The sequence below is a fragment of the Silvania sp. genome (assembly GCF_051656365.1).
Taxonomy (GTDB): Bacteria; Pseudomonadota; Gammaproteobacteria; order Enterobacterales; family Enterobacteriaceae; genus Enterobacter; species Enterobacter hatchlandensis.
Genome location: NZ_JBOGBT010000033.1, coordinates 1 through 12,044 on the forward strand (window position 1 = coordinate 1; position 12,044 = coordinate 12,044).

General features: G+C 51.5%; 12 protein-coding genes. 8 read left to right on the forward strand and 4 right to left on the reverse strand.

Features of this window, described 5'->3' with window-relative positions; translation table 11 throughout:
* Positions 1–784 (reverse strand): LysR family transcriptional regulator (locus tag ACRDD5_RS05935; protein ID WP_438676183.1); only part of this gene is annotated, 784 nt, incomplete at its 3' end.
* Between the two features lie 146 nt (positions 785–930).
* Here ACRDD5_RS05935 and ACRDD5_RS05940 point away from each other — a divergent pair.
* From ACRDD5_RS05940 to ACRDD5_RS05950, 3 genes are all read left to right on the forward strand, one after another.
* Positions 931–2,049, forward strand: a complete 1,119-nt coding sequence (locus ACRDD5_RS05940; RefSeq protein ID WP_438676184.1) for a metallophosphoesterase — start codon at positions 931–933, stop codon at positions 2,047–2,049.
* 245 nt (positions 2,050–2,294) lie between these two features.
* Positions 2,295–3,497, forward strand: a complete 1,203-nt coding sequence (locus ACRDD5_RS05945; RefSeq protein ID WP_438676185.1) for an MFS transporter — start codon at positions 2,295–2,297, stop codon at positions 3,495–3,497.
* Positions 3,494–4,333 (forward strand): SDR family NAD(P)-dependent oxidoreductase, encoded by an 840-nt coding sequence (locus tag ACRDD5_RS05950; RefSeq protein WP_438676186.1) that lies wholly within the window; start codon positions 3,494–3,496, stop codon positions 4,331–4,333. Before ACRDD5_RS05945 ends, ACRDD5_RS05950 begins: the two co-directional genes overlap by 4 nt.
* A gap of 327 nt (positions 4,334–4,660) precedes the next feature.
* On the opposite strand, the gene ACRDD5_RS05955 is transcribed toward ACRDD5_RS05950, so the two are convergent.
* Positions 4,661–5,371 carry a class I SAM-dependent methyltransferase gene (locus tag ACRDD5_RS05955; RefSeq protein WP_438676187.1) on the reverse strand — a complete coding sequence of 237 codons (711 nt, stop codon included), beginning with the start codon at positions 5,369–5,371 and terminating at the stop codon, positions 4,661–4,663.
* Between the two features lie 82 nt (positions 5,372–5,453).
* Between ACRDD5_RS05955 and ACRDD5_RS05960 the strand changes: the two genes are divergently transcribed.
* The gene (locus tag ACRDD5_RS05960) at positions 5,454–6,257 is read left to right on the forward strand and encodes an AraC family transcriptional regulator (RefSeq protein WP_438676188.1); all 804 of its coding nucleotides are present in this window, start codon (positions 5,454–5,456) and stop codon (positions 6,255–6,257) included.
* Positions 6,258–6,423: 166 nt separating this feature from the next.
* Here the strand turns inward: ACRDD5_RS05960 and ACRDD5_RS05965 are convergent, their stop codons facing one another.
* Positions 6,424–7,296 (reverse strand): LysR family transcriptional regulator, encoded by an 873-nt coding sequence (locus ACRDD5_RS05965; RefSeq protein WP_438676189.1) that lies wholly within the window; start codon positions 7,294–7,296, stop codon positions 6,424–6,426.
* Positions 7,297–7,470: 174 nt separating this feature from the next.
* Here ACRDD5_RS05965 and ACRDD5_RS05970 point away from each other — a divergent pair, with 174 nt between their 5' ends.
* Positions 7,471–8,568, forward strand: a complete 1,098-nt coding sequence (locus ACRDD5_RS05970) for an oxidoreductase (RefSeq protein WP_438676190.1) — start codon at positions 7,471–7,473, stop codon at positions 8,566–8,568.
* 299 nt (positions 8,569–8,867) lie between these two features.
* Here the strand turns inward: ACRDD5_RS05970 and ACRDD5_RS05975 are convergent, their stop codons facing one another.
* Complete coding sequence (locus tag ACRDD5_RS05975) at positions 8,868–9,086, reverse strand: DUF7661 family protein (protein WP_438676191.1); 219 nt, start codon at positions 9,084–9,086, stop codon at positions 8,868–8,870.
* 321 nt (positions 9,087–9,407) lie between these two features.
* Between ACRDD5_RS05975 and ACRDD5_RS05980 the strand changes: the two genes are divergently transcribed.
* From ACRDD5_RS05980 to ACRDD5_RS05990, 3 genes are all read left to right on the forward strand, one after another.
* Positions 9,408–10,790: a glycoside hydrolase family 28 protein gene (locus ACRDD5_RS05980; protein WP_438676192.1), complete on the forward strand. Its 1,383-nt coding sequence runs from the start codon at positions 9,408–9,410 to the stop codon at positions 10,788–10,790.
* Between the two features lie 127 nt (positions 10,791–10,917).
* Complete coding sequence (locus tag ACRDD5_RS05985; RefSeq protein WP_438676193.1) at positions 10,918–11,769, forward strand: hypothetical protein; 852 nt, start codon at positions 10,918–10,920, stop codon at positions 11,767–11,769.
* Positions 11,770–11,807: 38 nt separating this feature from the next.
* On the forward strand, positions 11,808–12,014 hold the full coding sequence (locus ACRDD5_RS05990) for a hypothetical protein (RefSeq protein ID WP_438676194.1): 207 nt from the start codon (positions 11,808–11,810) through the stop codon (positions 12,012–12,014).
* The last annotated feature ends 30 nt before the right edge of the window (positions 12,015–12,044 follow it).

A 12,044-nucleotide genomic window follows, 5' to 3' on the forward strand; every position in this document is an offset into this window, starting at 1 on the left:
CTACCCTGTCTTCCAGGCAGTAAAATATACCGACACCCGCCAGAGCAAGCTCTACTCCCATTGTGGTCTCGTTTACACAAACCTGTCCCTTTACATCGACAGAGAAATACTCGTCTGCTTTCCTGAACTCCCAGTTATAAATCGTTCCCTGACCTGTCCTGATCTGGATGCAGGAATGGCTGCGAAGATCATCAGGCATGACGGGCTGGGATCGTCGGTAAAGATAGCGTGGTGATGCCACTGCGACCCATTTGAGGTCAGGCCCTAAACGCACGGCAACCAGGTCTTCCGGTACGGTTCCGCCAAATCGAATCCCCGCATCAAACCCTTCAGAGACAATGTCGACCATTTTGTCATCCACACTGATTTCCACTTCTACTTCGGGATACTGACTTAAAAACTTAGGCAGGTATTTTGCCATTATCAGGCGTGCACCATCAGAGAGAACGTTAAGCCTCAGCCGTCCCAGCGGCCGATCGCGCATCTTGTTAATTTCGTCGAGGGCATCGCCAATTTCCCTGAAGCCCACATCAAGACGCAGAGCGAGACTGGCACCGGCTTCTGTAGGGGCGACTGTTCTGCTAGTCCGGTTGAGCAACCTGACGCCAAGGCGTGCCTCAAGATTTCGGATTGCATGACTGAGCGCAGAGGTGGTAATGCCAAGTTCTACGGCTGCTTTCGTGAAACTGCGCAATCGTTCAACAATACGAAAAGCATTCAGGTCGGCAAGGTCGCTACGTGAAAGCCGGGATATGGGTCTGGCGGGCATAATGCTTTCATCCATTTGTGATTTTTATTCAATGCTTTGATGAAAAAAATTGAATTGTGGCGGTTAACTCAGATGTTAAGTTTAGATTTATTCACAAATAAGATGCAAGCGATGCTGTTTTAAACAAACTGAATTGTCTCAACTACACCGGAGATCGACGAATGTTTCATGTATGGACGCTACTGCCAGCAGTATATGTGTGCTGGCGCTTTATCAAATTACTCACCATAAGCTTTAAAGCTAAGTTGCTGCTTGGTGTAGTGGCATTAACCGCGTGCGAATATCACTTACTCAGCCGAATGATTTTCGGAACCATGTTTTCCCCTGAACTTCCCGAACCTGTCATGCTTATGCTGGGCTGGGGATTTGGCAGCGTGATCTTTCTTGCATTAATGCTGTTGCTTCAGGACATCCTGTTAGTTATCTCAGGAAAATTTTTTGGCCGTCCGCTGTCAGGCAGGAATAGCGTCAGGATGGCTATGCTTTGCATATCGACAGTCCTTTCTGCGGTAGGGGTTTATAACGCAGTGCAAGTTCCGGAAGTTCACCGCTTAGAAATAAGGCTAAAAAAACTTCCTCGTGAATTCGACGGATTTACCGTTGTCCAGCTGACAGATATCCATACAAGCCGCCTCCTGACAGGCAGGTGGGTACAGGAAGTTGTAGATAAAACCGATGCGCTTCATCCAGACCTGATCGTGGTTACCGGGGACATGGCCGATGGCACTGTTTCCGCTCGTAAAGCTGACGTATCTCCACTGGCCTCTTTGAAGGCACCTTACGGGATATATGCTGTTACCGGTAATCACGAATATTATTTCAATGCGGATGCATGGATAAAAGAATATTCACGTCTTGGCTTTCGCTTTTTGATGAATAATCAGGTCCGGCTGACAAAGGATGATGCAACCATCGTCCTGGCGGGCGTGAACGATGATATCGGATCGCAGTATGGCGGTACAGGGCCTGACCTGAGCAAAACAATGAGCGGATTGTCAGGAAATGAAGCCGTTATTCTGCTGGATCACCGCCCCGGCAATGCGGCACGAAGCGCCCAGGCTGGAGTCAGCCTGCAACTCTCTGGTCACACCCACGGTGGCATGATCCGCGGACTCGATATTGCCGCTGGCCCCGTGAATAACGGATTTGTTTCAGGCCTATACCAGATCGGTGATATGACACTTTACGTCAGTAACGGTACAGGGCTGTGGAATGGTTTCCCCCTTCGTCTCGGCAAACCTTCGGAAATAACGCTCATTACGCTGCGTTCAGAAAGTTGAGTCGTTATAGGTTGAATTAAATTCAATAAAGCACCGGATTTATCTCAACAATTATCGACAATCCCTGCTTTATAGTGCACTTGATTTCAACTATATCACTGCATTATCGCTTATTGCCTCCAAGGTAAACGATAACATCAGCTTAATTAGCTGGGGACTGCTGCTCCGAAGGTACAGCAGTTTATTTTTAATGGTTCAACGGATACCTGCAGTGATTAATTATTGTTAACGGAGATACTCAGGTAATGTCTGAACGAACTGAAAGTCAGATTCAGGAGAGAGCGAATGCTCCTTCTGGGCTGTTTCCTGCCATGCTCGCCCTGGGTGCAGGCGGACTGTGCATAGGAACAGGCGAGTTTGCGCCCATGAGCCTGCTTCCTGACCTCGCACAAGGAACTCATGTTTCGGTGCCTGCCGCAGGCGGATATATCAGTGCCTATGCGGCTGGAGTGGTTATCGGTGCGCCGATGATTGCTGTTGCGGCGGCAAGACTTCCTCGCAAGGCACTGCTTATGATATTGCTGCTGATAGCCCTGCTTGGATATGCATGTAGTGCAGCTGCCTGGAGCTACACGTCAATGCTGACGGCCAGATTCATCGCCGGTCTGCCTCACGGTGCCTGGTATGGCGTGGCCGCGCTGGTTGCAGCCTCTATGGTTCCCGCTGGACAGAAGGCACGTTATATCGGGTATGTGATGCTTGGACTGGCCGTTGCCAATGTGGCAGGCGTACCGCTGGTCACCTGGGCCGGACAGTCTCTGGGATGGCGTGTTTCATTTATGATCGTCTCTGCCGGTCTGGTGGCGACCGGTGTACTGGTATCCCTGTTTATCCCTGAGGTGGCCGCAGATAAGAAATCCTCACCATTGAAAGAACTGGGTGCACTACGTCGTCCGCAGGTGCTGATGACATTTGCAGTGGCTTCAGTAGGCTTTGCCGGGATGTTCGCCGTTTACAGTTTCATCACCCCTGCCCTGACGGAAGTAAGTGGTTTTAATATGGCTGCCGTTCCTCTGATCCTTGTACTTTGGGGAGTGGGAATGGTCACAGGTAACATTATCGGCGGAAGGCTGGCGGACCGGGCCCTGATCCCCGCGATTTACGGGATGCTGGTCTGGAACCTGATTATGCTTGTTCTTTTTGCACTCGTCGCGCAATGGAAATTCCCTGCGCTGATTGCACTCTTCTTACTCGGCAACGGCTTTGCGCTGGTTCCGGCGCTTCAGTCACACATGATGAATATTGCAGGTGATGCCCAGACACTGGCGTCATCCCTGACGCACAGCGCTTTTAATATTTCAAATGCTCTGGGCGCGGCCTTTGGCGGGCTTGCCATTGCGGCAGGCGGATCGTGGATCTCAACTGGATGGGTGGGCGCCGCCTTCGCTGTGATTGCGCTTGTCCTGATGTATCTATCAGTTCATATCACCAGAAGGAGTCAGTTTTGAGTAAATCTGTCATCAAACCAGGTCGTGTGGCGGTTATTACCGGTGCGGCAAAAGGGATTGGTGCCGCAGCGGCACGACGCTTCGCCCGTGAGGGCATGCGACTGAGTCTGTTTGACCGCGATCGTGAGGCGCTGGAGTCCTTAGCCAGGACGTTGAGGGCTGAATGTTGCATTGTCTCAGGCGACGTCACGAGTGAGCAGGACCTGTTACGTTTGCGTGATACTACGCTGACTGCCTTCGGTGAAATCTCCCTGCTGATGAATAATGCGGGGATCAAGCAAGGCGGAGGCCCCTGGGATAACCCCTCAGACTGGCGCATTCAGCTTGAAACCAATCTGCTTTCAGTGGTGAACATGCAACATCTGTTTGTGCCTGTCATGCTGGACTCAAACAATAATGCAGCCATTGTTAACCTGGGCTCAAAAGAAGGAATCACAACCCCCCCGGGTAATGCGGCATACAGCGTAGCTAAAGCCGGGATGAGGGTGCTGACGGAGCAGTTGGCGCACGACCTCAGAATGAGAGCAGGCGGCAGAGTCACGGCACACCTGCTGGTTCCGGGGTATACGTGGACTGACATGAACTTTCCCGGCATGCAGGAGAATAAGGATCAGAAACCTGATGAAGCATGGACGGCAGATCAGGTCATCGCATATTTCATTGGACGTTATGAAAGAGGCGACTTTTACATTATCTGCCCGGATAACGCCGTCACGCCGGAGATGGATGCCAGACGTATTGCCTGGTCATACCATGATATTCTCGATAACCGGCCTGCACTGTCCCGCTGGCATCCGGACTGGAAAAATGCATTCAACGAATGGATGAAAAAATAAATCCCTGATTAAGAAACGGCTTGAATAATGAGCCGTTTTTTCTGTCGCGTTTATATGATCCTGTTGAAGGAAAAAGAATGAAGATCACTCAGAATCCTTTTAACTCTTTTTGCAATCAGACTCCTTTATCAACACTACTGATATGCTGGGCTGCTATCCGTCATTTAAATCGGCATTTGTGACTGCAAATGATAAATCGCAACTTCCGCTTTTCGCTCGCAGCAGTCCTGCAGGCGGACGATGACAACTAAAACGCTCATCCGCCAAAATACCATCAGGCCCCCGCCACAAATGCATCACTAAAGCCTGTTCCTCGGGTCGATCACTTCATCCCTGCGCACGCCGGGCCAGCCAGGCTCCCCAGAACAGGCTGGAAAAGAAGCGTACGGGATCCTCAAAGCCCGCGTCGCTAAGCAAGGCAAAAACGGCATTTTCCGACAGAGGTGGCTCTGCGCCCTGCAAAATTTTGTTCATTTTAGACTGGATCTCTTCCGCCCCCGCGCCGTTCATTCGCCAGCGATTTGCCCATGCCGCCATCAGCAAAGGTTGCGAAGCATACGCGCGATAGTTTCCCGCAACGACCAGCGGTGCGCCCGGTTTGAGACGCATGGCAATCTGGGCCAGAATATCGTGCTTCGCCTCATCTCCAGGTAGATGGTGCAGGACGCCGATCATGATGGCGGCATCAAACGCGGGGGAAGCATCCAAATCTTCGAGCGCACCGAGAACGGTTTCAACCCGGTTTGCCACCCCAGCTCCGGCTACATTCGCGCGAGCAAGTTCCAGCATCGGTTGCGAGGGGTCGACGGCGACAAAAGACCAGTGCGGCTCCAGTGTCGCAGAGGCGATGATTTCACCAGCCGTTCCTCCGGCACCTACCACTAACACACGCGCAGGCTTTCCTTCTCCCACTGCAGCTGAGAGCATGCAGGCAGAAAGTTCGTGGCAGGCATCATATCCGGCCAGGGCAATCCGGCTTTGTTGTGCGTATTCCCCTGCGCGAGTAGCGTCGAATTTAGCGGCAGAATCTTGTGTCATGGCTTCTCCAGTCAATCGTTTAGGTCATCATATGGCGTTGAAGTAGAATAAAAGATTCACGGTAAGGGAGTTTGAGAAAAGCATGATTGAAAGTCTGAATATGCCACGAAGATATGACCGGTTGACCGCCTTCCTGAAAGCCTTCCCCCTGCGGGTGGAGCATTGCGATTCGACCACTTCGGCGAACCTTCTTATCATCGATACCAATGGCACGGGCGAACCGAGCCATTTGCTCTACCGTGCCAGATCGTCAGGCAGCTTGCCCCTCGGGGCAACGTTATGCGCTGCCGCCAGGGTTGATTTCGGCGGTAGCGCTAATCCCCTGGTCGGTGCATTGCCAGACGAGCTTTGCTTTTCCATGGACGAGATGCCGCAATTACGTAGCCTGGCAGAGCTCATCGTCGCGGAGATCGACGTTGCCCGTTGCGGTGGCGGCACCGTGCAGACACGCCTGTGTGAGGTCGTCGTGGTGTTAGCCATTAGGCGAGCCATAGCGAGGGGAACCGTTAATGCGGGATTATTAGCGGGGCTTGCCCACCCCAGGCTGCATATGAGTCTTGTCGCTATGCACGATGATCCAGCGCGCAAGTGGCAGATCCCCGATCTCTCCACTATCGCGGGAATTTCCCGTGCGCAGTTTATTGAAGTCTTCAAGAAAACCGTCGGAGAACCACCCGGTGCGTATTTGACCAGTTGGCGTTTAGCCCTGGGGGCAGCCAATTTGCGATCCGGCCGAAGCGTCAAATCAGCCGCCGCGATGGTTGGCTTTGGCAGTGCCGAGGCCTTTTCTCGCGCCTTTATGCGTAAATTCGGCTACTCACCGGGCAAGTGTAAATTAGGCGGAGATAATGACGAAGGAAGCAATCTAACACCCGGCATGGAGTAATAGCGTGCTCGATGGATTGGGTCAACGTCTTGCCGCACTGTCTAACACAACAGCATTAATTTGGTGAAAGCTGGTCAACTCGATAATGCCTCGAAAGGTCAGAATGGCTCAACGCCGTCCAGGTGTTAGTTAACGCTTTATGATTTTGTGATCTGGCCATTTATGCTCAGTGCAGGGATGATTTCAGTTTTTCAATAAAAACATTTACACGCATTGGAAGATGTCGATTCGTAGGCAGTAAAGCCCAGACGGAGAGATGCTGAGGCAGGACATCTGACAAGCTGACTTCCACCAGTTTTCCTTCTGCGATCTCTTTTTTCACATCCCACAAAGTTAGCTGCGCCAGACCCAGCCCCTGTATACAAAGCTCCCTGACGCCTTCCACATTACTGGAGCTGAAACGCCCGTCGACGCTCATGCTGGTACTTTGCCCTTGTGATTCAAACGTCCACTGCAGAACATTTGTCAATCGCAGACAGTTGTGAAAGGCAAGGTCATTCAACACCTGTGGCACCCCGAACTCCCTCAGGTAAACCGGTGAGGCGCAAACTACCCTCGGATTATCTGAGATCTTTCTGGCAATCAAACTGGAATCCCGCAGGGGAGCCACGCGAATGGCCACATCGATACCCCGCCCAACGATATCAACAACGTCTTCGGTCAGTTGTAAATCAATACGTAAGTCCGGATTTTCACTGAGCAGTGCCGGTACAAGAGGCAAAATATTGCGCCGGCCAAAACCCGATGGCGCAGTCACTCTCAGCAAACCCGAGGCCCCCTTTGAATCCGGTGAAAACAATGCCCTGGCCCCCTCCTCCGTTTCGATAAGTGCGCGGGCATAAGGCAGAAACTCGGTGCCTTCCTGCGTCAGTGAGACTGAACGCGTAGTTCTCTGCAGTAAACGGGTTCCGAGCTCCTGCTCCAGACTGGCCAGCCGCCGGGAGACGGCCATCGGCGAGATATCTAATCGTCGGGCAGCCTGTGTCAGACTGCTTGTTTCCGTAATAATGAGGAAGAGATGAACATCGTTCAGGTTCATATGATTTCCATAATTTTCTGTCGTTCAGTGACTGGCGTTGAGCAATGAACTGAATATTTTACAGCACCATTATAACGATTACCGATATACAGGCTTATCACCTTAACGCATTTATGCTTTTTTTCGCGCATATTATATTCACTCCTGAACTTAATTGATTATCAGGAGGAGCCAGTGAGCTCATCAACTCTGTTTAACGAATACTCTATTGGCAATATGCTGCTTAAGAACCGACTTGTCGTTGCCCCTATGACGCGCGTGACCGCTTCGGAGGACGGGATTGCCAGCCCGCGAATGAAGGTTTACTACCAGGATTTTGCCCGGGGGGGATTTGCATTAACCATTACTGAAGGTATCTACATCGACAAAGCCTGGTCTCAGACTTACGCCTTCCAGGCAGGGCTGGTCAGTAGCGAACAGGCTATTGCATGGCATGCTGTCACCGATGCGGTGCATCAGCAGGGTGGACGCATCTTTGCTCAGCTTCAGCATTCAGGCGCGTTGTCCCAGGGTAACTATTACCTGGACGGAACGGTCGCACCCTCAGCCGTACGCCCGGTCGGGAAGCAGTTGCCGTTTTATCGGGGTGAAGGGGAATACCGTATTCCGCGCGAACTGACTGAGGAAGACATTCAGGGAATTATTGGGAGTTTTGCCGAAGCAGCTTCCCGTGCTGTTTGTGAAGCCGGTTTTGATGGTGTTGAGATTCACGGTGCTAATGGCTATCTCCTGGATCAGTTCTTTACCGACTATGCCAATCATCGTACCGATAAATGGGGGGGTAGCATCGCTGGCCGCCTCAGTCTTAGCCTGGCGGTTATCAAAGCCGTGCGCGAGCGCGTGGGTAAAGACGTCCCCGTAGGGATCCGCATTTCTCAGGGTAAAGTGAATGATTTTTATCATAAATGGGCGAATGGAGAAGATGATGCACGAATCGTCTTTACGCTGCTTGCTGAATCAGGCATAGACTTCATTCACCTGACTGAGTATGAGGCCTGGCAACCGGCATTTGAAGGTAACCCGCTGTCTCTGGTCGCCCTTGCCCGCAAATATGCGCCAGAGATGACGATCATCGCCAACGGTAGCCTCCATAACGTAGTCCGTGCAGAAGACGTTATTCAGGCCGGTGCCAATTTTATCGCGCTGGGGCGTGGAGCGCTGGCTAACCATGACTGGCCGGAGCGTGTCCGCCAGGGACTGGACACACGGGAATTTGATAGTGCCATTTTGGGCCCCATTGCCGACATTAAAGATTCTGAACTCCCGGCATGAGGAGTGGGTGGACACGCTGAAGGGTGTTAAACCGAAAATCATATCAAGTAAGAAGCATCTGCCAGTTTGAATCATGTATTTAAAAAGGGGTCTTTCAGACCCCTTTAGGTGAGTCTAACTTCGCATTTACATTACTGATGTCCGCTTCGCTCAAAGCAGCTCGTCAACTCATGCCTGCAAAAAAAAAGCTTAGCGTAGGATATTTGCCGTTTCCCGGGCAGCCCCCTTTTTCTTTGGCGTGCAGGGAGAAATACAAAAATTGAGGCTCATTTGCGAGGAACTATTGATCCCTCAATGCGTTACTCAATCCTTTTCACATCAGGATGTTTCCCGGTTGCGGCTTCGTGAAAAATATCATCCAGCCAGCCGGGGATCTCGCTTTCGGTCAGATCGTCAGGAATGATGACCTCGTAAAGCCGGGAAAACTTTCGTTCGGTCAGGTCAACGCGGAAGACTAACCAGCGTTCATCGTCACGCTTAACCCCTATATATCGACCAAACACGTCGTAAATCATCATGACCTACCTCACTCAGCCAGTGCGTAATTTAATGCCTTTGATCAACCCGCCCACCCTACATACAATCGCTTACGTATAGTGACCTGTGCCGACATTAACCAGAGATATAACGGACTTAAGAGGCTACTAATGACATTTGAAGAGAAAAAAAACAAGGCGCTGCCCAGCTGGAAAAACCTTATCTAATCAGACATCCGCCCAAAAATACCGCCCAATATTTAGGCAAAATAACGACATACGGCAAAGCGTGATCCCCGCACTCACAAAATAGAAACGGCGGTGCTATTTTTACAAAACAATAAACCATAAAAGGATAACCTTATGATCTCCCGCACTCTTCCTCTGTGGGCCGCTGCTGCTGTCGTCGGTATTTTGCCGCTTCATTCTGCACAGGCGGCAAGTTCCGTGAAGTTCCCCGATAAAGTCTGTGATGTTACCCAGTACGGCGCAGAGGGGCATCGACTGCAAATTGCGCTCAATACCGAGGCCATTCAAAAGGCAATTGATGACTGCGCGGCTGCGGGGGGCGGTACTGTGCTGGTGCCCAAGGGCAACTTTTTAACCAACCCGCTGTTCCTGAAGAATAATATTCAGTTAAAGCTGGAGAAAGATGCCACCCTGGTGGCCTCCACTGAAGTCGCCGCGTATCGCGCAGATGAAAAAACCAAATACGCCGAAGCGGAAAATGGCTGGCTGCCGTTTATCAGCGTCGCCGATGCACAAAACGTCGCGATTGTCGGCGAAGGCACCATCGACGGTCAGGGTGCGGTGTGGTGGGAACGCTGGCGGGAAAACATCCGCGCCACCGGCAAAAAAGGCGGTACCGATCGGCCACGACTGATCTACATCACGCGCTCGCACAACGTGCTGATCGACGGCGTCACCCTCACCCATTCGCCGAGCTTCCACGTGGTGACCCGCTACGCCCGCGATGTGGATATCAACGGCACGCGCATTCTCTCCCCATGGCATGCGCCCAATACCGACGCCATCGATCCTATCGACAGCCAGAATATTCGCATCACCAACAACTACATCGATTGCAATGACGATCATATCGCCATCAAAGCCGAAAAAGCCGACCCTCGCTTCCCGGATGGCGTGGTAGATAACATCTATATCGCCAATAACACCCTGAAACAGGGGCGCGGGATCTCCATCGGCAGTGAAAGCGCGGGCGGGGTCAATAACGTGCTGGTGGAAAACAACACCTTTGAAGGCTCGATGTACGGCATCCGTATCAAGAGCCCGCGCGGTAAAGGCGGCGAAGTGAAAAACATCGTTTACCGCAACACCAAAATGCACAACGTCGAGGTGCCGCTGGTCTTCTCTGCCTATTACAAAGCCGCGCCGATTGTCGAGGCCGAAGTCGATCAGTTGCTGAAGGCGGGCGGATTTACCCTCGGCGAGCAGATCTATCCGCCGGACAGCGATCCAAAACAGCCGTTCGACAAATACAAAACCCCGCATTTCAGTAATATCACCGTCGAGAACTTAACCTCCACCGGCGACAGCAAAGCGGCCGCCTATATTATCGGCACGCCGGAAGCCCCGCTCAGCGGTTTCCATTTTACCAACGTCAATATTGAGGCCGCCCAGGGCCTGCGTATCCGCAACGCCGAACTGGAGACCAAAGGACTGACCTTGACCGTGAAAGAGGGGCCGGCGATTAAGAAAGATGCCGGCGCGATCGTTCACGAATAAGTGTTAACAACGGCTGCGTGCGGGCAAAACGCGCGCAGTCTGTCATACGGTCCAAATGCACTCAGCCCGACGCGATATCAAACTACACTAGATTCACACGGTTTGGTTTAACGCAGGGAACTGACTCATGAGCCTGATTAACAGGATCCAGCTATTTCTTTGGCGAAAGTATTTACCCTGGTTACAGCGCAATGGCGCGGAGAAAGGCACCCCTCACGACTACTATTCGGTTTTTATTCAGGACACGACCAACACCCGCTACCGGTATAAAACCTTACAAGACGATCAAAACACCCTGGTCTTGTCTGTTTTGCTCCAGCAGACAGAGGTGAATAAAAACATCGCTGACCTGACTGAAATGGAATCGGAGATCGTTCACTATAAAAAGAATTATTCACTCCGTTATAACAGCATTCTTCTTTTTGCCCTCGACCGCACTCTGAAAATTATTACCTTGAAAACGGCCATCGCGCGGATTAAAGGCTGGCTGGTATCGGGCTTAAAATCAGATAAAGAGACCATCAGCCGGGATCGCTTTAACCTGCTCCGCCTGCTGGTCGCGCATTATGTTAATCAACGTCCATCGCGCGCATCGTCCGGGTTTAGCCTCGATGAGGTGATCACGCTCCTGCATGGGACGCTGTGGTATACACACATTAAAAATGAACCCTTCAGACGGAAGATAACGCTGCTGCTTGAGTCCCTGGTTATCACCGGTGACTTAACCGAACGCCAGGGCAGCTATTATGTTCAGGGTCAGGCGATCACCACCCTCGTGGAGCACGAAAAAGAAGAACGTCGTGTAATACAGCAGCAGAAGATGCATAAAAATATTGTCCGCTTTATGCTGGTTATCACTGTCGCCACTCTGCTTATCATTCTTGTGCTGCTTGCCATGGCCGGGATTGTCGATCTCCATGCCATCTGGCAAAAGATCCTGCAAATTAAGCCCGTCAGATTTCTGCTAAAGTTAATTTAACATTGCTGGCCGACTGACAAACCTGAAAGGAAATAACCATGCTTTCTAAACCGATCGTTATCGTTGCCGCGTTATTATTTTCCGTTAGCGTGCAGGCCAACGCCCTTTATGCAGAAAATAAGACCGACCCACAAACTCAGATCGTCACGACGGACGCAACATTAAAAACAGAACCTAAGGGCGAGTCTGAGCACGAGAGCGTGGTGTTGTTAGCGCAGGGCATGAGCGGGTTTCTGACTTTCTAGCAAAAAGCCGCCACTCCATCACGAAGTGGC